This is a genomic window from Ruegeria sp. CDSA221 (genome assembly GCF_059611825.1).
On record NZ_JBXWPK010000003.1, the window covers coordinates 152,567 to 170,869 of the forward strand.

Annotated in this window: 20 protein-coding genes; 10 read left to right on the forward strand and 10 right to left on the reverse strand. The window is 56.7% G+C overall.

Features of this window, described 5'->3' with window-relative positions:
• Positions 1–182 precede the first annotated feature (182 nt).
• From hutI to hutU, 3 genes are all read left to right on the forward strand, one after another.
• On the forward strand, positions 183–1,391 hold the full coding sequence (hutI, locus tag AC2FJ5_RS05635) for an imidazolonepropionase (protein WP_496792743.1): 1,209 nt from the start codon (positions 183–185) through the stop codon (positions 1,389–1,391).
• The gene (gene hutH / locus AC2FJ5_RS05640; protein ID WP_496792744.1) at positions 1,388–2,923 is read left to right on the forward strand and encodes a histidine ammonia-lyase; all 1,536 of its coding nucleotides are present in this window, start codon (positions 1,388–1,390) and stop codon (positions 2,921–2,923) included. The genes hutI and hutH overlap by 4 nt, the downstream gene beginning before the upstream one ends.
• Before the next feature lie 105 nt (positions 2,924–3,028).
• Complete coding sequence (gene hutU, locus AC2FJ5_RS05645; RefSeq protein WP_496786004.1) at positions 3,029–4,702, forward strand: urocanate hydratase; 1,674 nt, start codon at positions 3,029–3,031, stop codon at positions 4,700–4,702.
• A 101-nt stretch (positions 4,703–4,803) separates the two neighbouring features.
• Here hutU and glyA read toward each other — a convergent pair whose 3' ends face one another.
• Positions 4,804–6,111, reverse strand: coding sequence for a serine hydroxymethyltransferase (gene glyA / locus AC2FJ5_RS05650; protein WP_496792745.1), 1,308 nt, complete (start codon positions 6,109–6,111; stop codon positions 4,804–4,806).
• 103 nt (positions 6,112–6,214) lie between these two features.
• Between glyA and AC2FJ5_RS05655 the strand changes: the two genes are divergently transcribed.
• On the forward strand, positions 6,215–7,084 hold the full coding sequence (locus AC2FJ5_RS05655; protein ID WP_496792747.1) for a LysR family transcriptional regulator: 870 nt from the start codon (positions 6,215–6,217) through the stop codon (positions 7,082–7,084).
• An 8-nt stretch (positions 7,085–7,092) separates the two neighbouring features.
• Here the strand turns inward: AC2FJ5_RS05655 and AC2FJ5_RS05660 are convergent, their stop codons facing one another.
• Positions 7,093–7,569, reverse strand: a complete 477-nt coding sequence (locus AC2FJ5_RS05660) for a GNAT family N-acetyltransferase (RefSeq protein WP_142635670.1) — start codon at positions 7,567–7,569, stop codon at positions 7,093–7,095.
• Positions 7,570–7,881, reverse strand: coding sequence for an ETC complex I subunit (locus AC2FJ5_RS05665; protein WP_142635668.1), 312 nt, complete (start codon positions 7,879–7,881; stop codon positions 7,570–7,572).
• A gap of 158 nt (positions 7,882–8,039) precedes the next feature.
• Here AC2FJ5_RS05665 and AC2FJ5_RS05670 point away from each other — a divergent pair, with 158 nt between their 5' ends.
• The 4 genes from AC2FJ5_RS05670 to AC2FJ5_RS05685 all read left to right on the forward strand — a co-directional run bounded on the left by AC2FJ5_RS05670 (position 8,040) and on the right by AC2FJ5_RS05685 (position 11,671).
• Positions 8,040–8,519 (forward strand): SRPBCC family protein, encoded by a 480-nt coding sequence (locus AC2FJ5_RS05670; protein WP_496792748.1) that lies wholly within the window; start codon positions 8,040–8,042, stop codon positions 8,517–8,519.
• Positions 8,520–8,600: 81 nt separating this feature from the next.
• Positions 8,601–10,787, forward strand: coding sequence for an excinuclease ABC subunit UvrB (gene uvrB / locus AC2FJ5_RS05675; protein ID WP_496792749.1), 2,187 nt, complete (start codon positions 8,601–8,603; stop codon positions 10,785–10,787).
• Positions 10,788–10,867: 80 nt separating this feature from the next.
• Positions 10,868–11,386, forward strand: a complete 519-nt coding sequence (locus tag AC2FJ5_RS05680; protein WP_271948309.1) for a hypothetical protein — start codon at positions 10,868–10,870, stop codon at positions 11,384–11,386.
• 54 nt (positions 11,387–11,440) lie between these two features.
• A complete protein-coding gene (locus tag AC2FJ5_RS05685) occupies positions 11,441–11,671 on the forward strand; it encodes a hypothetical protein (protein WP_271948311.1) in 231 nt (76 codons plus the stop codon).
• A 243-nt stretch (positions 11,672–11,914) separates the two neighbouring features.
• Here the strand turns inward: AC2FJ5_RS05685 and AC2FJ5_RS05690 are convergent, their stop codons facing one another.
• On the reverse strand, positions 11,915–12,205 hold the full coding sequence (locus tag AC2FJ5_RS05690) for a hypothetical protein (RefSeq protein ID WP_282021601.1): 291 nt from the start codon (positions 12,203–12,205) through the stop codon (positions 11,915–11,917).
• A 275-nt stretch (positions 12,206–12,480) separates the two neighbouring features.
• Positions 12,481–12,927 (reverse strand): MarR family winged helix-turn-helix transcriptional regulator, encoded by a 447-nt coding sequence (locus AC2FJ5_RS05695; RefSeq protein ID WP_271948315.1) that lies wholly within the window; start codon positions 12,925–12,927, stop codon positions 12,481–12,483.
• Positions 12,928–13,037: 110 nt separating this feature from the next.
• Between AC2FJ5_RS05695 and AC2FJ5_RS05700 the strand changes: the two genes are divergently transcribed.
• Positions 13,038–13,262: a hexameric tyrosine-coordinated heme protein gene (locus AC2FJ5_RS05700; RefSeq protein ID WP_496706280.1), complete on the forward strand. Its 225-nt coding sequence runs from the start codon at positions 13,038–13,040 to the stop codon at positions 13,260–13,262.
• 43 nt (positions 13,263–13,305) lie between these two features.
• On the opposite strand, the gene AC2FJ5_RS05705 is transcribed toward AC2FJ5_RS05700, so the two are convergent.
• The 4 genes from AC2FJ5_RS05705 to AC2FJ5_RS05720 all read right to left on the reverse strand — a co-directional run bounded on the left by AC2FJ5_RS05705 (position 13,306) and on the right by AC2FJ5_RS05720 (position 15,056).
• Positions 13,306–13,659, reverse strand: coding sequence for an MmcQ/YjbR family DNA-binding protein (locus tag AC2FJ5_RS05705; RefSeq protein WP_142635658.1), 354 nt, complete (start codon positions 13,657–13,659; stop codon positions 13,306–13,308).
• A gap of 38 nt (positions 13,660–13,697) precedes the next feature.
• A complete protein-coding gene (locus AC2FJ5_RS05710; protein ID WP_246097187.1) occupies positions 13,698–14,099 on the reverse strand; it encodes an excalibur calcium-binding domain-containing protein in 402 nt (133 codons plus the stop codon).
• Between the two features lie 157 nt (positions 14,100–14,256).
• Positions 14,257–14,664: a universal stress protein gene (locus AC2FJ5_RS05715; RefSeq protein WP_496792751.1), complete on the reverse strand. Its 408-nt coding sequence runs from the start codon at positions 14,662–14,664 to the stop codon at positions 14,257–14,259.
• A gap of 71 nt (positions 14,665–14,735) precedes the next feature.
• Entirely contained in the window at positions 14,736–15,056 is a 321-nt protein-coding gene (locus AC2FJ5_RS05720) for an antibiotic biosynthesis monooxygenase family protein (protein WP_142635654.1), read from the reverse strand.
• Between the two features lie 121 nt (positions 15,057–15,177).
• On the opposite strand from AC2FJ5_RS05720, the gene AC2FJ5_RS05725 reads away from it, so the two are divergent.
• Positions 15,178–15,861 carry a hypothetical protein gene (locus AC2FJ5_RS05725; protein WP_496792753.1) on the forward strand — a complete coding sequence of 228 codons (684 nt, stop codon included), beginning with the start codon at positions 15,178–15,180 and terminating at the stop codon, positions 15,859–15,861.
• A gap of 43 nt (positions 15,862–15,904) precedes the next feature.
• Here AC2FJ5_RS05725 and AC2FJ5_RS05730 read toward each other — a convergent pair whose 3' ends face one another.
• Positions 15,905–18,193, reverse strand: a complete 2,289-nt coding sequence (locus tag AC2FJ5_RS05730) for a glycosyl hydrolase family 28-related protein (protein ID WP_496792754.1) — start codon at positions 18,191–18,193, stop codon at positions 15,905–15,907.
• Positions 18,194–18,303: the final 110 nt, after the last annotated feature.

Below are 18,303 nucleotides of genomic sequence, written 5' to 3' on the forward strand. Positions count from 1 at the left end.
CTTATACATACACATAAGACATCTGCAATGAAGCATGTAACTCTGCCCCGCACCTAAGACCTCTACCTAATTTGACTCCAAGAAGGCGGCTTCGGCGCGATGCCTTTCATTATTTTGTGTACACATTATGCAGTAATCAGTATACCTATTTCAGAAGCATTGCAACTTGGGATCAGATTCTCATGACTGGTAAAACAACCCTTCGTGGCGCAAAAATTGCAACACAAGCCAGCCAGCAGGGCCCTTATGGGCTAATCGAGGATGGCATCATCGTAATATCAGGTGAGTTTATCGAATGGGTCGGACCCAGACGCGATCTGCCCGATGAATATACCGAGCTTGAGGCCGAGGATCTGAACGGACGCCTTGTGACGCCCGGTTTGATCGACTGCCACACCCATGTTGTATTTGGTGGCGACCGCGCCCAAGAGTTTGAAATGCGCCTGAATGGTGCAAGCTATGAACAGGTTGCGCGCGCCGGAGGCGGTATTAACGCAACCGTTCAAGCGACACGGGCCGCCAGCCTGGAAGAGCTGATAGAAAGTGCGTTGCCCCGCGTCGACGCGATGATCCAAGAGGGCATGACCACTATCGAAATCAAGTCCGGCTATGGGCTAGAACAACAGACAGAGCTGAACATGCTGCGCGCCGCGCGCGAAATTGGAAAACGTCGCCCAGTTTCTGTTCAAACCACATATCTGGGCGCCCACGCGACTCCGCCAGAGTACAAGGGGCGCGATGACGCCTATATCGACGAGGTCGTCATTCCGACCTTGCGGGCCGCCCATGTAGAAGGGCTGGTCGATGCGGTTGACGGATTCTGCGAAGGGATCGCCTTTCAGCCCAAACAGATCGCCCGTGTCTTTGACGCCGCCGCTGCGCTTGGCCTTCCGCTTAAACTGCATGCCGAGCAGCTTTCTAATCTGGGCGGGGCGCAGCTTGCCGCCTCCTATGGCGCATTGTCTGCGGATCATATCGAGTATCTTGACGAAGACGGCGTGATCACCATGGCCCAGGCGGGAACAGCAGGCGTAATCCTGCCCGGTGCGTTCTATACTCTGCGCGAAACGCGTCAGCCTCCGATTGAGCTTCTGCGCAAACACGATGTCCCAATGGCACTGGCAACCGATTGCAATCCGGGATCATCCCCCCTGACATCTCTTCTTCTGACCATGAATATGGGCTGCACGCTGTTCCGCATGACGCCAGAGGAAACACTTGCGGGCGTGACCTGTAACGCCGCGCGTGCCCTTGGTTTGAGTGATCGCGGTATGATCGCCGCGGGTCAGCGGGCCGATCTGGCGGTCTGGAATGTGGGCCATCCGGCCGAGCTTTCTTATCGTATCGGGTTCAACCCGCTTCACAAACGCATCTTTGGAGGTCAAGCGTGACAACTCTCACTCTGGCGCCCGGGCAGGCTACTCTGCCTCAGCTTGAAACCATCTATTGGGATGAAGCCTCGGTCATACTTGATCCGACGTGTCGTCCTGCGGTCGAGGCGGCCGCAAAACGGATCGCTATCGCCGCTGCGGGTGATGTACCGGTTTATGGCGTCAACACGGGTTTTGGCAAATTGGCCAGTCTCAAGATCAAATCTGAAGACACCGCCACTTTGCAGCGAAATCTGATCCTCAGCCATTGCTGCGGCGTAGGAAACGCGATGCCCCGCCGGATGGTTCGGCTTATGATGTCTCTTAAGCTATTGAGTTTTGGCCGTGGCGCATCTGGCGTCCGCTGGCAACTGATCAAGCTTATGCAAGACATGCTGGAAAAAGGCGTCACCCCTGTTGTTCCAAATCAGGGATCGGTTGGCGCGTCAGGCGATCTGGCACCTCTTTCACATATGACCGCAGTAGTGATCGGTGAGGGAGAGGCGGAATATAAAGGCGAAATTCTTTCGGGCGCCGAGGCGCTTGCAAAGGCTGGCCTGTCCCCGATCGAGCTTGGCCCCAAGGAAGGTTTGGCCTTTATCAATGGCACACAGTTTTCAACGGCCTATGCGCTTGCCGGTCTGTTCGAAGTCTGGCGTGCTGTGCGCAATGCGCTGGTCATCTCGGCCATGTCCACCGATGCCATCATGGGATCAACCGCTCCGCTGCAGCCCGAAATCCATGCGCTGCGAGGACATCGTGGCCAGATCGAAGCGGCAGGTTCGATGCGTGAGATACTGGCGCAATCCGAAATTCGAGAAAGCCACCGGGATGATGATACACGTGTTCAGGATCCCTATTGCATCCGCTGTCAGCCGCAGGTGACTGGTGCGGCGATGGATGTCCTGCGACAGGCCGCACAGACCCTTTTGATCGAAGCGAATGCTGCAACAGACAACCCACTTGTGCTGACCGAAGCGGATATGATCGTGTCCGGTGGTAATTTTCACGCGGAACCCGTTGGGTTCGCTGCTGACATGATTGCGCTGGCATTGTCCGAGATTGGCGCGATCAGTCAACGGCGTATTGCTCTGATGGTCGATCCAACGCTCAGCTTCGATCTTCCGCCCTTCCTGACACCTGAACCCGGATTGAATTCCGGCCTGATGATTGCCGAGGTGACGACAGCCGCTTTGATGAGCGAGAACAAGCATCTGGCCAACCCATGTGTCACCGATTCAACACCCACCTCCGCCAATCAGGAAGATCACGTCTCGATGGCAGCGCATGGTGCGCGGCGGCTGTCCCGCATGGTCGAAAACCTCAACCATATCCTTGGGGTCGAGCTGCTCTGCGCCGCGCGTGGCATCGAATTCCGCGCCCCCCTCCAGACGAGCCCGTTGCTGCAACAGGCCATCGCACGGCTGCGCGAGGATGTTTCGAGCCTGCAAGAGGATCGCTATATGGCGCCCGATCTGAAAGCTGCAAAGGAATTGGTCGCGTCGGGCGCGTTGCTGAACGCGCTGAACGCCTCTTTGCCGGGCCTTAACTGATGACGGTCTTTGCCATGATGGCGCGCGACCGCAGCCGAGACACATGATTGAAAACTTCAATGCCCTTGCCCTGTCGGGCTCCATCCAATCTGAAGGGAATGACCGATGAGCGATCCTCGTAAGAACAGCCGGGACATCTATCCGCCAACCGGGACCGAACTGAATGCCAAAAGCTGGTTGACCGAAGCACCACTGCGGATGCTGATGAACAACCTGCATCCCGACGTGGCAGAAAACCCGCACGAGCTGGTAGTATATGGCGGCATAGGCCGGGCCGCGCGAACCTGGAAGGATTTCGACCTGATCGTCGACAGCCTGAAAGATCTGGAAGCGGACGAAACCCTGGTCGTGCAGTCGGGAAAGCCCGTCGCCATCGTGAAAACCCACAAGGACGCACCGCGCGTGCTGATTGCCAACTCGAACCTGGTGCCGCATTGGGCGAATTGGGATCACTTCAACGAGTTGGATAAGAAAGGTCTGGCGATGTATGGCCAGATGACCGCGGGTTCCTGGATTTACATCGGGTCGCAGGGCATCGTCCAAGGCACCTATGAGACCTTCATGGAAGCAGGACGCCAGCACTATGGTGGCAGTCTGAAAGGCCGTTGGATCCTGACCGGGGGTCTGGGTGGTATGGGCGGTGCTCAGCCACTGGCTGCTGTGATGGCGGGTGCCTGCTGTCTGGCCGTGGAGTGCGACGAGAAATCCGCCGATTTCCGACTGCGCACGCGCTATGTCGACGAGAAAACCCACAGCCTGGACGAGGCGCTGGATATGATCGAGCGTTGGACCAAAGCGGGCGAAGCCAAATCCGTGGCGCTGATCGGCAATGCCGCCGATATCTTCCCCGAGATCCACAAGCGCGGCGTCAAGCCCGACATCGTCACCGATCAGACCAGCGCGCATGACCCGATCAATGGGTACCTGCCTCAAGGTTGGACCGTAGCCGAGTGGCGATCCAAGGCTGAAACCGCTCCGAAGGAAGTGGAAAAGGCAGCCCGCGCCTCGATGAAGGTGCAGGTCGCGGCGATGGTTGCCTTTCACAATGATGGTGTTCCAACCGTAGATTACGGCAACAACATCCGGCAAATGGCGCTTGAGGAAGGTCTGGAAGACGCCTTCGCCTTCCCGGGCTTTGTGCCTGCCTATATCCGTCCGCTATTCTGCCGTGGCATTGGCCCGTTCCGCTGGGCGGCCCTGTCGGGGGACCCCGAGGACATCTACAAGACCGATCAAAAGGTCAAAGAACTGCTGCCCGATAACACGCATCTGCACAACTGGCTGGATATGGCGCGCGAACGGATCGCATTCCAAGGCCTTCCTGCGCGTATCTGCTGGGTTGGTCTGGGTGACCGACATCGCCTGGGTCTGGCGTTTAACGAGATGGTCAGAACGGGCGAGCTAAGCGCGCCGGTAGTCATTGGTCGTGACCATCTGGATTCCGGTTCAGTCGCCTCGCCCAACCGCGAGACCGAAGCGATGAAGGACGGGTCTGACGCGGTCTCGGACTGGCCTCTGCTAAATGCACTAGTCAACACTGCCTCAGGCGCGACATGGGTATCTCTGCACCATGGCGGTGGCGTTGGCATGGGCTTTTCCCAGCATGCGGGTGTGGTGATCTGCGCCGACGGCACCGATGATGCTGCCAAACGCCTGGAGCGCGTTTTGTGGAACGACCCTGCCTCGGGCGTGTGGCGTCACGCCGATGCGGGTTATGACCTGGCCAAGGATTGCGCTCGTGAACACGGGCTGCGCCTGCCTGGAATTCTGGGAAACTAAGCTTGGATCAAGCGGAACAGATCCCGGCCCTTCATTTGTGAAGGCCGGGATTGAACGATCACAAAACACCGTGCGCGCCGGTTGCTTTCGGAAACGGTGATCTAATGGACAAAGCAGAGCGTGTTGAACGCGCGTCTCCAGGCTGAAACCTCGGAGGCAATCGGCGCGCCTTGCAGACCTTGTTTGATCAACCCCGCCAGACGGTCCGCATCGCCTGCGGTCATCCCCCAACGGACAAGCTCGGGCGTGCCAATCCGCAGACCGTTCATATCACCCTCAACCGCCGCCACGGGCAGACCGATGCCGCAGGCAAGGAACCCAGCTTGGCGTAAGGTTTTTGAGGCCGCTTGCCCGCCCCCGAATCGCTCGGCCAGCACAGCGAACTGGTGAGAGTTGGTAAAGCCCTCGGCCCCAGCGAACACAGGCACATTTTGTGCATCCAAAGCCGCAGCCAATGCCTGCGCCATAGCGATCATCTCTTTCGCATAGGCCGCGCCAAAGTCTTTCCAGTCCAGCATCGTGACCGCAAGCGCGGCAGTTTTCGCCGCATCAAAATTGGCCGTCATGCCGGGAAAGGCGATAGCGTCCAGCGTTTTGGCGATTTCTGCATCATTCGAAACGATCAGCCCACCTGCAGGGCCACCAAGGCTTTTATAGGTGCTCATCGTCATGAAATGCGCGCCCTCGGCCAGCGGGTTGGACCAGGCGCGCCCGGCAATAATGCCGCATTGATGGGCCGCATCGAACATGACCTTGGCCCCGACCTCATCGGCGATGGACCGCACTTCGGACACGGGATGCTCGAACAGGTTCAGGCTGCCACCAATCGTAATCAACTTGGGCCGCTCGGCCCGTGCCAGCGCCCGCAGTTGGTCCAGATCAACGGTATAGCCATCGGCATTCACCGGGGCCTCTATGGTGCGCAAGCCGTATAAGCCGGCGCAGCCATCGACATGATGCGTCACATGCCCGCCTAGGGATGCGGGCGGCGCAATGATTGTGTCGCCCGGTTTGCAGGTGGCCATAAAGCCATAGAGGTTGGCAATCGCACCAGAAGGCACACGAACCTCGGTGAATTTGGCATCGAACACATCCGCGCAAAGCTGGGCCGCGATCACTTCGATTTCCTCGATCGCTTCCAGTCCCATTTCGTATTTGTCGCCGGGATACCCCAAAGAGGGGCGCGACCCGATGCCAGAGGATAATAGCGCTTCGGCTTTCGGGTTCATCACATTGGTCGCAGGGTTGAGGTTAAAGCACTCTTCCTCATGGATCACTCGGTTCTGCTCGGCCAGCTGCTCGATACGGGCCAGCAGATCGGCAGACGTTGCGGACGCCGTCGTGGCCGCTATGTCTTGAATCAGGGTTTCACTGGTGCTCGGCACCCAATCTCGTTGTGCAAGCGTCATTGGACGTCCTCCGTTTTGCAGCATGGTGGCAGCCATTCCGTGACAGCGCAAAGCAGATTTGCTATTTCTTGGCGTAGAAAAACTAAGGCTTGAAATGAGTGTCATGCCCAAACGCCCGAAAGGGCCCCCGCTGAATGCAATGCGCGCCTTTGAAGCTGCCGCACGTCATGTCAGCTTTGTTGCCGCCGCTGAGGAATTGAGCGTCACGCCCGGAGCGATTTCGCAGCACATCAAGACACTGGAGGGCTGGGCAGGTACCGCGCTGTTTCGGCGCAATGCGCAGGGGGTGGAACTGACCAAGGCCGGGGCTTCTCTGGTGGCTGAATTTTCTGCGGCCTTCGACGGGCTGGCCGAGGCGACGCGTGCCCTCCGCAACCTCAAACCTAACGCCGATTTTCATATCGCCGCCTTGCCATCTGTTGCGCAGCTTTGGCTACCGAAACGGCTAAGCCGGGTCAGGGCGCAGTTTCCGCATATCAATTTTTCGGTGACCGCGATGGAAAACCCACCCAGTCTTGATCGGGAATTGTTCGATCTGGCCATATTCATTGGCGAACCCAATGCTGGGCCCGAGCAGATTTGCATTTGCCCCGATCTCATCTCTCCGGTCGGCGCGCCTAGCCTGCTTGAACGTATGAACCACTTTGGCGACGCCGTCCTTCTGCATGACCAGACCTGGAACGACGATTGGACAATCTGGTCACAGAACACGGGAATTGAACTGCAGGATGCTCAGACCGGGCCGCAGTTTTCTCTGTACAGCCTGGCCGTGGAGGAAGCGAAGGCAGGTGCGGGTATTCTAATGGGGCATCTATGTTTGCTTGAGGATGCCCTGGCAAGCGGCGCTCTTAAGTCTGCAAGCGAATCCACCTGCCCAACGGGCCGCTTTCTGTTCGTCCAGATACCTGGCGCAACGCGGCAAAGACTCGAAACGCAACAGGTCGTGGCATTGCTGAACGAAGATAGTGCCTAACAACCGGCCTATTCTGCGGGCTTTAGATCCAATCGCATGAAGGCACTGTTGGGGTCGGCCTCATAGCCGTAGATCGGGCCGCAATAGGAATAGCCCAGCGCTTCATACAGCCTGCGCGCGGCGTCGTAGTAGGACAGATGATCGGCGCCCGTCTCAAGAACCAGCGCCGAGGTCCCTTCGACCCGTGCGTGATCAGCAAGATGGGTCATCATCACTCGCGCCAGACCGCGGCCACGTGCGGTGGCAAGGATATGCACGGATTTGACTTCGGCGGTCCCATCCGGCAGCGCCTTTAGCGCGCCGCAGCCCAGCACCTTGTTACCCTCATACAAAGCCCAGAACCGCATTCCGGGCCCGGCCAAGGCACTGGCATCCATCGTGTGATTGCTCTCGGCTGGCCCGGCGGTTTCGCTATGGGCAAAATGCGCCTCGACCACGGGGCGCAATGCGTCGGAGGTTGGGTCAGCCTCGCGAATGTCGATCATTTAATGCGTCCAGGGTGCGCGCCGATCGGTGGCAAAATTCTCGCCATAACCGCGCGCGCGCAGGTTCGGCTTGCGTTTATGCGGTTCACTGACCTGTGCGTCGATACCGTTGTCCTTGGCGTAATCCAGCGCCTCTTCCTTGGTGTCGAAATTCAGACGCACCTGAGTCTGGGTGTCACTGGAAGACGTCCAGCCCATCAACGGATCAACCTCGCGCGTGGATGCTGGGGCATATTCCAACACCCAATGCCGGGTCTTGGCCGTACCCGATGTCATCGCATTCCGCGAAGGCTGGTAGATCCGTGCGCGCATGTCGCCTCTCCGTTCTCACTTGGCTGAGGTTGTTTATGCGTCAGAGCGAGGCCTGGGACAAGGTGGCAAATGTCGCGGAGGACAAGGATGTTCTGATGACGAAAACTGTCATTAGGGGAATGGTATAATCATTCAAACGCCACAACAAGGACAGCAAGATGATCCACCACGAACGCAGCCTCGACATTGATACCCGACCCGAAGATATCTGGGCCATTCTGAGCCGGTTCATGCATATCGACGATTTCGACCCGCAGGTGACTTCAGTAGATGCGCTAACACAAGGTGCGGATGGGGTGGGATCGAAACGACGATGCCATTTTGAAAATGGGACGTCTCTGGTCGAAGAAGTCACGGATTGGCAAATCAACCGGGGCTACCGTGTCCGCTTGTCTGAGATGTCTGCAATGCCTCTGACCCAAGCACATGCAGCAATCGCCGTTGAATCCCTTGCCAACAACCAATCCAGAGTAGTCTGGAGCATGGATTATCAAATGAAGTTTGGTCCATTGGGATGGCTGATCGGGCAGACTGTGCTGAAAGCGATGATGGGGCGTGTCCTGGGTGAAAACCTGAAAGCGCTTGAAGAAAAGGTGCGTTCGGATCAAATTCCGGATCATCGGTTTGCGTATTACTGAAACTGCCGTTTCTATCTCGGATCAGGTCTTGCAGTTGGACAAAATAAGAACAAATGTAGGGGCCTGACCCGGAGCCTGCCCATGCCTTACGCCCATTCCGACAAGACTCAGCTGACTGCAGATGACGTCCGCGCCCGCCTGAAACTGGAAGGCGGTAAAGAATTCGTCATGCATACAGAGTTCTCACCGGCAGGCGACCAGCCCACCGCGATCAAAGAGCTGACCAACGGTATCTTCGACGGCGAAAGAGAACAGGTACTGCTGGGCGCGACCGGGACGGGCAAGACCTTCACAATGGCCAAAGTGATCGAGGAAACCCAGCGACCCGCCATTATCCTTGCGCCCAACAAAACGCTCGCGGCGCAGCTCTATGGCGAATTCAAAGGCTTCTTCCCGGAAAACTCGGTCGAATATTTCGTGTCCTACTACGACTATTACCAGCCCGAGGCTTATGTCGCACGGTCGGATACCTATATCGAGAAAGAATCCCAGATCAACGAACAGATCGACCGGATGCGCCACTCGGCCACGCGGGCGCTGTTGGAACGCGATGACGTAATCATCGTCGCCTCAGTGTCGTGCATCTACGGTATCGGCTCGGTCGAAACCTATGGGGCGATGACGCAAGACCTGAAGGTTGGCGGTGAATACAACCAGCGCCAGATCATGGCCGATCTGGTCGCCCAGCAATACCGCCGAAATGATCAGGCATTCCAACGGGGCTCGTTCCGAGTACGGGGTGACAGCCTGGAAATCTGGCCCGCCCACCTTGAAGATCGCGCTTGGAAATTCTCGTTCTTCGGTGAGGAATTGGAAACCATCACCGAGTTCGACCCGCTGACCGGTGAACGCGCCGCGAATATGGAACAGGTGCGGGTTTACGCCAACTCGCACTACGTGACCCCGAAGCCAACGATGAACCAGGCGATCATCGGCATCAAGAATGAACTCCGCATCCGACTGGATCAACTGGTCGGAGAGGGCAAACTGCTGGAAGCGCAACGTCTGGAACAACGCACGAACTTCGATCTGGAGATGTTGGAGGCCACCGGCGTCTGTAACGGAATCGAAAACTACTCGCGCTATCTGACAGGCCGCGCACCGGGCGAGCCGCCCCCGACCCTATTCGAGTTCATCCCCGACAATGCCATCGTGTTTGCTGACGAATCCCATGTCAGCGTACCGCAGATCGGCGGCATGTACCGGGGCGACTATCGGCGCAAATTCACCCTGGCCGAACACGGGTTCCGCCTGCCATCCTGCATGGACAACCGACCCCTCAAGTTCGAGGAATGGGACGCCATGCGCCCGCAATCCGTCTTCGTCTCGGCCACACCTGCCAAGTGGGAGATCGAACAGACCGGCGGCGTTTTCACCGAACAGGTGATCCGCCCCACAGGCCTGCTGGACCCCGAGGTCGAAATCCGCCCTGTCGGCATGCAGGTCGACGATCTGCTGGACGAGGTGCGCAAGGTCGCCGCCGACGGTTATCGCACGCTGGTCACAACGTTGACCAAACGCATGGCCGAGGATTTGACCGAATACATGCACGAACAGGGCATCAGGGTCCGTTACATGCACTCGGATATCGACACACTGGAACGCATCGAGATTCTGCGCGACCTGCGTCTGGGCGCGTTCGACGTGCTGATCGGTATCAACCTGCTGCGCGAGGGGCTCGACATCCCTGAATGTGGGCTGGTCGCCATTCTGGACGCCGACAAAGAAGGTTTCTTGCGATCCGAGACCTCACTGGTACAGACCATTGGCCGCGCCGCGCGCAACGCCGAGGGGCGAGTGATCATGTATGCCGACAAGATCACCGGTTCCATGGAGCGCGCGCTGAACGAAACCGATCGCCGCCGCGCCAAGCAGATCGCCTATAACGAAGAACACGGCATCACCCCAGCAACGGTGAAGAAAAACGTCGAGGATGTTCTGGCCGGTCTCTACAAAGGCGACGTCGACATGAACCGCGTCACCGCCACCATCGACAAACCGATGCACGGCGCGAATCTTGAGGCGCATCTGGACGGGCTGCGCGACAAGATGCGCAAAGCTGCCGAGAATCTGGAATTCGAAGAGGCCGCCAATATTAGGGACGAGATCAAACGCCTGGAAGCAGTCGATCTGGCCATCGCCGACGACCCCATGGCGCGCCAATGGGCGGTCGAGAAAGCCTCGGAAGACGCGGTGAAATCGCGTGGACGGTCAACGGCTGGCAAGCCGGGGCAAAGGGGTGGGAATGTGAAGCGGAGGAAGCGGTAGGCATGCCCGCAACTGAAAGTTGCAATACGACAAAAACCGATAGATGATCGTCGCCAATTGAACTTCTGGAGATCATTGATTTGCCGATTGTTATTCTCATCCTGACCGCTATTGGCGGCGCAATATGGTGGTGGATTCGCAACAACCCGAGAGAAGCGCTCAACACGGCGCAAGACGTTGCGACAACCATCAGGAATGCGCCCAGAAGACTGGCTTTTCGAAGTGTCGCCAACGCCCATCCTGTCGAGGGGATCGACGATGATCGCATTGCAATCTGTGCAATATCTCAGGCTTTTATTGAGCTGGATGACCTGCCCACTTCTGAGCAACGTCAACAGCTCCACGTTCTTTTGCGCACGAAACTGCGCTGTTCTGAGGAAGAAGCAAAGGAAATGGAAGTTCTTGGCCGCTGGTTGATGACACAGTGCAACGGCCCCAGCGATGCGGTACCAAGACTGGGGCGTCGTCTGAGAAAAATTGGCTCTGGGCAATCTTGGGACCGTTTGCAGGAAGTGTTGACGCCGTTGGCCGGAGACCAGCTTTCCCGATCTCAGATAGGGGCAATCGAGGACCTCAAACTTGCTCTTAAAGTAAGCTGATCGTTGAGTCCGCCTTCGATCATATGTCGTCTCCGGGGCAGAGTTGGCCCCTGTTTGCGCGACTATGAAGGGGTCCGCTTCGGTAGCGTCTTCACCAACGGCACCAAAGGGAAGCTTCTCTTTCTGCTTTTTTCATTGCTACTCACATTCTTTGAACCCGGTTATTGGGCCCATCCGCGCGCTCCATATGTTTTGGTAGGTTTTCTCCTACTGCTTTTTGCACGCGAGCTGTTGAGCCTGATCGCTATTGCTTTCGCCCGGGTCATTTACCGCTCGCAAAGCTAGTTTTGAGCGAGCGCGTGATGGAATTTACAGACACTTCAGACTTGCAGCCCAGCGCGCACTCCTCCACGTTTGAAATCACAAATTGTGAGGCCAAACGGTTGCCATGACGAACTCGTGTACCCTGCCCGGCACGCATTAGGTCCAATGCGCCTTTCACCGGGTGAAGGGCACGCGCTTTGCGCTGGCCGAAGGTCGGGCACGTGCCCTCGGACAAAAGGGGCGGGGATGTCCCCGCCCAAACCGTTACCCCTTATCCCAGTGCGCGACCACGTCATAGCCGACAGGGGTCGGCGGGCTTTCCATGAACTCGGCGAAATGGCCCCACAGCTCGGCCACTTTGGGTGCGTTTGCGTTCGAGGTCGCCTCGCTTTCAACAACCGAGATCACATAGCCCGACCCGTCCTCGTTCATCACATTGGTAAAGCTGTGCATGCCGGGCATGCCCATGATTTCTGATTTCAATGCGTTCATTTTCGCCGTCGCCATCTCACGCGTGCCGGGCTTCATCTTGAATTGAGTAATACGTGCGAACATGATCTTCCTCCCTCGTCCGGCGATATCGCCATGTGGCGCGGTCGGAACGACCCCGCCGCACGCAACCTAGCACGGCAGCCCGAAATCTCACATTGATACGCGTGATTTGTGGCCATTTTCAACCATACGCCTCACTGTATTTGGGCCACTGACACGCCAGAGTTGCTGCCCAGCGCGGAAGGCTCGACATCTGAATTCACATATTGTGATTCCACAGCCGCAGCCAGATCGAACCCGAACTACCAAAGCGCCGTTCACCGTGTTTGCGGCCTGTGCTAATTGCCGGCCTGTGACAAGCCAGCTTTCAGCTTCTCCAGCGTATTCAAAAGGCGGTCTAGGTCAGGTTCGTCCAGCCCGGTATCGGCGATCATGCAGGCGGTGATCTCATGCGCCACAGACCGCAAGGCCGATCCCGCCCCGGTCAGAGAAACAACAACCTGGCGTTCGTCCTCTTTGCTACGGGTTCGGTCGACAAGCCCGTCGGCCTCAAGGCGTTTCAGCAGCGGGGTCAGCGTGCTGGTTTCCATCGACAACGCGTTGGCCAACTCACTGACATTTCGCCGGTCTCTCTGCCACAGCAGGGTCAGGGTGATGTATTGCGGATAGGTCAGCCCTAGCGGGCCGAGGTGTCTCTTATAAGCGCGGTTGATCACATGCCATGACGTATAGACCGCATGGCAAAACATCTCGTCGGTCTTCGGTTGGGTCGGAGAATCTGTCACGGCAGCACCTTCGCTCGCTTATATCGTGCACGATATAATTCATTGACCCACACCCACAAGGTCGTTTATACCGTGCTCGATATTATCGTGCACGATATAGGAGGCAACACATGTCCTGGCTACCAACGCTCATCACCGAGACACCCGAGGAGGGATTTAACCTGGCAATCAAACTATCACGGATGGCGGTTAAGAAGACTCAGCCCAATGACGAGATTCGTCAGCGCCTGAGGCCGATCTACGAAAACGATGCGGACAGCCTAACTATGGTCTCGCATGTCGTGGCGACAAATTACCAGACCGTGGCGGCGGCGAACAACTATTGGCGCAAGTGAGTAAAGGTGAAATGGGCTGGGTGGCGGATGGAATGACCCATTCCTATACGCCCAGTTCCGCCCGCATCTTCTTGGTCAGCTTGGCCACGACCAGATCATAGGACGTCACGATATGCTCGCGCAGCGACGTGTCGCTCATCCCGCGGTCCTCATAGACCTGCAGCCATTTCATCCCGCGCGAGGCCAGATATGGCGCAGGGCGAATTCCGGGTTCGTCGCTCAGCACCTCAAAGGCCAGTTCAGTGGCTTTGAAGGTGAAGGCGTCCTGACCGTCGTTCCAGCCGCAGATCGCAAACACCTTGCCCCCCACTTTCCACACGTCTGCGTTGCCCCATTGAACCACATGAGAGCTGGCCTTCAGGCCCGCGCAGAAACTGTTGAACTCTGCTCGCGTCATCGGCTCAGCCTCTTTGTTCCGAAGTCCTTACCCACCTGTCAGGGCCTCACGAATTTGGCATTGCCAACGCGTTTTTGAGGGGCAGCGCTTTGTTCTGCATTCGGGGCAATCACTCCACAGGCCACACCATCCTGATCGGGATCGTTTTGCAGGTGATAGCCCGGCTCGCCCTCCAGAAACGGACCAGGAAGAACTGAGAGCGCAGCACCACATCCGGCAAGAGCAACAAGATGTAAAACCGCCTCATCACGCTCGAATTCGGAAGTGCGCAACCAGACGCTCAGGGCAATGATGCCTGTCGTCAGCGGCAACATGAGGACCATCAGCAGAATCCGCACCGGTGACAATGCGCGCCGGCGCAGAGCTTCGGCGCGTTGAACACGTTTGGCCGATTTCGGATCCGTGAACAGCGCCTTTGGAGTGGTCTTTTCTGGCTGCATTCCCGATCAATACACCAGTATCCGTGGGATGCCGATACCTAAGGGACAAACATATCTGTGAAACTCTGTCACGATGCAGGACGCTCTACGAGCCTGGGCCAAGCAAACAAGACAGACCGCCAAATTCTTGGCTGCTCGCTTGTGATCTGGCAGAGACCTAACGCACCACGTGCACTGAGCATGCAGCGTGGCGGACAACATGGGTAGCGGTGGAGCCCAAAAGCAGGTCCTGCATACCTGGTCGATGAGACGCGATGATGATCAGATCCGGCTTATTCACGTCGGCCCAGTCAAGGATCGTCCGACCGGAATGCCCCTCGACAACGACTCCGCGGGCGCCCGAAATATTTTCCGCCAGCGCATCCAACTCGGCCTGAACGGCCTTGCGCGCATCGTCCAGATACCCGACCGGCATATAAGCGCTGGCATAGGCCGGTATATGTTCGACCACGTGCAGCAACGTGACCTGCGAATCGGGTGCCGCCAACAGTTGCGCCAGTTTCAATGCGGACGGCATATCACGCGCGTCGTCGAATGAAATTGGTACAAGAATATTGTGATACATGGCACGCGCCTCCTTGGTTGCTCAAGTATACTGGTCGATTACCAGACGCGTGACCTTGATCCAGGTCAGGATCAGTTGAAGGTTTCCGCAACATCGTACATGACGGGCTCAAAACTCTTGCACAGCTCGTTGATTTTACGGTTTCTATCACGCATTTCTGACGTACGCAGCATGGCCAGAAAATCCTCGCGACGCTCCCATTGCGAATAATTGGCAATCCGGGTCTGGGCGTCATTCACGTGCAATCCCGCTGCAACAAATCCAGGTTGCTTTGAGATGAAGCTGGCATAGGCATCCGTCAACGCCTCAAGCAGATCCTGGCAGGTGCCAGGCGTCATTTCAAATGTTGTGATTACGGTCTGCACAGTAGCGTTTTTGGAAATCTTTGGCATCTTGAAACTCCCTTGTTTGTCTCAAACCTAACACAGGATTCTGAAAGGTCTTGTGTTTCCTTTTGGCCTAGGCGCGCTCTTTTCAGTTCAAAATGAACAAAACACTAACACTCCGTTAACCATGCTGACGGAAGCTGCAAGCATGTATCGCTTTGCCCTGATATTGCACCTGTTGCTGATGGCCTCTCCTGCCTGGTCAGGTGCATGGCTGCGAGAAAAGGATGCAGCATTCACAGCTGCCTCACTGACAGCTTTTCGGCTCCCTGAGGATGGGTACGACTATAAAACCTCTCTCTATGCGGAATGGGGATACAGCCAGAACCTGACGGTCGGCTTTGATTTCGAACAAAACCAAGACCTCTATGGCCATGCACTCATCTTTGCCCGTGTCCCAGTAGCGGATTTGGGCCAATGGGGTCGGTTCGCTGCTGAATTTGGTGCCGGTGCATATCACAAACAAGAACGGGCCTGGGCACAGTACAAAGTGACGCTGTCTTACGGCAAAGGATTCCAGAGCGCCTTGGGAAGCGGTTGGATCGCGATTGATGCCGCCATCGAAAACCGAACACATGATGACATCTATCGAAAGCTCGACCTGACAACAGGGCTTTCATCGGACAGGTTGATCAATCCCCTTATCCAAATCGAAACGGCCTACAGATCTGGGCACTCGATATATTGGAAGGCACGCCCCTCGGTCATGATCCGAACCGAAGACAGTTCTACTACCTGGGTTCTGGGGGTGGAAAGAAATGATGCCCGCAAAAACACGGGCATCAGACTAGCTTTGTGGAACGAATTCTAAGTCCAATCCGTTCCTACATTAATTCAGGCAGACGCCCGCACCGTCAGCGCTCCATCCTCAGGATTGCTGAAACCTCGCCCTTCAGACCCTCAGGCCAGCGTAACTGGATATCAGATCCATCCACCCCGTGCTCCAGCAGGACATAGGGGTGCGAATATTTGGTTGACCCAAGCGCTGTCTTCAAAGGTCCCAGCACGGTAACCGAGTCACAACTGCGCGCCTTGCCACCAAAGGGCAACCGATCCTCAGAAGACACCGTCCACGCCGTTGCAGCGGTGTTCTGCGTGTGCCGTACCCTCAGTGGATTTGCGGTTTTAGCAGAGACACCATGGAACGTATTGTTTTCAAACGTCACGTTCAAATGGGCTGTGTTGTTCAGATCAGCGAATGTCGTGTCCACGCGTTCGGCCCGGTCGATCCCACCGTTGATGGACCGGAATTTGTTCCCCGTCACGACAACGCCGTTCAGGAAATGCCCGGCGCCATAGGGACGAATGACAATGCTGCTGAACCAGGGTGCGACCTCGTTCGAGTAGAAGATATTGTCGGTAATGCTCATGGCGCTGAATGAGAAGCCAGCGGTGTAAACAGGGTCTGAATCCCGCTCATTTGTCCATTCGACAAAACAGTTATCGACATAGTTCTCGGCGATGGTCGAGCTGTTGTAAGTTCCGATCATGACCAAACCGGCCGAGCGCACCCCCTGAGCGATGCTGTCCCCCTGGAAAAAATGGTTACCCAGGACCATGTTGTTGGTCCCTGCCAGCACCGCAAAATGCAGGAAACGAACCGCGCGATTGTGGCGCAACTTGATGTCATTAGCCGTTGAGTTCAACGCAATCGACTTGCGATCCGAGACGTCAAAGGACTCTTCAGAAGACAGGAACTGACAATTATCGACCAACATGCCCTGACACCCTGTACCGATCGAGGTGATACCGCGATCCAAAGGTCGGCTGATAAAACAGTTCGTTATGGCAAATGTGCTGCCTGACGGCGCAAGGCGGATAGCGCTACAGCGGCCATTGCATTGAAACTCGATCTCTTCCATTCCGAACTTGCGCAACGTGCTGAAACCACTGAAATCGAGCAGATATTTGAAAGACAAAAAGGTGAACGTTTGCGTCCCGGATGCGTTATAGATCGGGGCGTTCAAAGTGATCTCTCCCGCCCCCTCATCCTTGGACCGGACATAGATCTCGCGGCCTACGCCGCTACCCTGCACCAGCGCGCCGACAGGAATGTTGGCCACATTCGCAACATTGGTCAAACGCGTTGGGTCCGACGGGCTGTAGCTTGCCAGAGATGTGAATGTCTCGGTGCCCCATGCCGAACTGCTTTGAACATCGAACTGGCCATTGCGGATGATCCGCCGTGTAGAAAACCCTGTCTGTTTGTTGGGAACCGCCGCCGCCATATCAATCGGCTCGCTCACCGAAATCTTGCGTCCGCCCAAATCCAGCGATTCATGATCCGAGTTGTTCAGCAAAGCCTGAAAGGCCTTTTTGAACGCCAGATCCTCGGCGCCGAAGGCGGTGATATAGGCTGGCAGGTTAAAATCCTTGGTCAGCAAGAGCATCTTGTCATCGGGCATCGTGACCGTGCCCTCAAATTCAATCTCAGACGAGATCGTCGTGTTCTCCATCAAAAGGTAAGTGCCATTCGAGACAAAAACACGCCGCCCATTCGCCGCCTGATCAGCCGCGACAAACGCATCCGTGTCATCTGCCACGCCATCGCCCACGGCCCCAAAATCGCGCACATCGACCAGAGAGATCATGTCGCGCAGGAACACATTGGTGATATCCGTTATCTCGATATCGTCGATCCGGACCACAGCGCCGTTGGTGCCTTCAATATCCAGCCCGAAATGCCCGTACAGGGCGGAAACACCCCAGGGCATGTCCACGCCCGTCCGTTGCCCCGCGCCCACAATCGCTGTGATTTCGTGCACTGTTCCATAGCCAGATAGCTGTGTTGCCGGGCCTTGCTCGACCACGCCCGTCACCTGAACATCACCTGAACCGCCCGCCCAAGCGGCGATACGAACCTCGGGCAAGGGGCCGCTAATCGCTTTTATCCGGGCTTTGATCTGTAAGTAGCACCCGGGCAGCAGCGGTGTCTGACCCATATAGCGCAGCTGTTGTGTTGCGTTCACCTTCAGAATTTCCAGACATCCGCCAAAATCCGCGTCCGCCGGAACAAATACACCATTCCCCGATCCATGATAGGTTGGCGAACCCGGTGTTCCGTCACCACTTGACCATACGTTCAGACCGTTTGCGAAAGCAGGCGGCATGAACACGATGCCGTCGGTGATTGCCTTGTTCATAGAAATCCCTTTCCCATTCGCGCAGCGGCCAATCACCACGCGCATAAACCCAGTGTTCGGGGTCGGCCCCGAACGCAAAAGCCTGAGTATCGAAAAGGAATTAACCGCCG

What these genes read in the sequence shown, in the direction of transcription:
- hutI (WP_496792743.1), top strand. Translation starts at nt 183, where the DNA reads ATGACTGGTAAAACAACCCTTCGTGGCGCAAAAATTGCAACACAAGCC.
- AC2FJ5_RS05705 (WP_142635658.1), bottom strand. Translation starts at nt 13,659, where the DNA reads ATGACGCGAGCAGAGTTCAACAGTTTCTGCGCGGGCCTGAAGGCCAGC.
- AC2FJ5_RS05670 (WP_496792748.1), top strand. Translation starts at nt 8,040, where the DNA reads ATGATCCACCACGAACGCAGCCTCGACATTGATACCCGACCCGAAGAT.
- AC2FJ5_RS05660 (WP_142635670.1), bottom strand. Translation starts at nt 7,569, where the DNA reads ATGATCGACATTCGCGAGGCTGACCCAACCTCCGACGCATTGCGCCCC.
- AC2FJ5_RS05725 (WP_496792753.1), top strand. Translation starts at nt 15,178, where the DNA reads ATGCTGACGGAAGCTGCAAGCATGTATCGCTTTGCCCTGATATTGCAC.
- AC2FJ5_RS05730 (WP_496792754.1), bottom strand. Translation starts at nt 18,193, where the DNA reads ATGAACAAGGCAATCACCGACGGCATCGTGTTCATGCCGCCTGCTTTC.
- glyA (WP_496792745.1), bottom strand. Translation starts at nt 6,111, where the DNA reads ATGACGCTTGCACAACGAGATTGGGTGCCGAGCACCAGTGAAACCCTG.
- AC2FJ5_RS05665 (WP_142635668.1), bottom strand. Translation starts at nt 7,881, where the DNA reads ATGCGCGCACGGATCTACCAGCCTTCGCGGAATGCGATGACATCGGGT.
- AC2FJ5_RS05690 (WP_282021601.1), bottom strand. Translation starts at nt 12,205, where the DNA reads ATGTTCGCACGTATTACTCAATTCAAGATGAAGCCCGGCACGCGTGAG.
- AC2FJ5_RS05715 (WP_496792751.1), bottom strand. Translation starts at nt 14,664, where the DNA reads ATGTATCACAATATTCTTGTACCAATTTCATTCGACGACGCGCGTGAT.
- AC2FJ5_RS05655 (WP_496792747.1), top strand. Translation starts at nt 6,215, where the DNA reads ATGCCCAAACGCCCGAAAGGGCCCCCGCTGAATGCAATGCGCGCCTTT.
- AC2FJ5_RS05710 (WP_246097187.1), bottom strand. Translation starts at nt 14,099, where the DNA reads ATGCAGCCAGAAAAGACCACTCCAAAGGCGCTGTTCACGGATCCGAAA.
- AC2FJ5_RS05720 (WP_142635654.1), bottom strand. Translation starts at nt 15,056, where the DNA reads ATGCCAAAGATTTCCAAAAACGCTACTGTGCAGACCGTAATCACAACA.
- uvrB (WP_496792749.1), top strand. Translation starts at nt 8,601, where the DNA reads ATGCCTTACGCCCATTCCGACAAGACTCAGCTGACTGCAGATGACGTC.
- AC2FJ5_RS05700 (WP_496706280.1), top strand. Translation starts at nt 13,038, where the DNA reads ATGTCCTGGCTACCAACGCTCATCACCGAGACACCCGAGGAGGGATTT.
- hutU (WP_496786004.1), top strand. Translation starts at nt 3,029, where the DNA reads ATGAGCGATCCTCGTAAGAACAGCCGGGACATCTATCCGCCAACCGGG.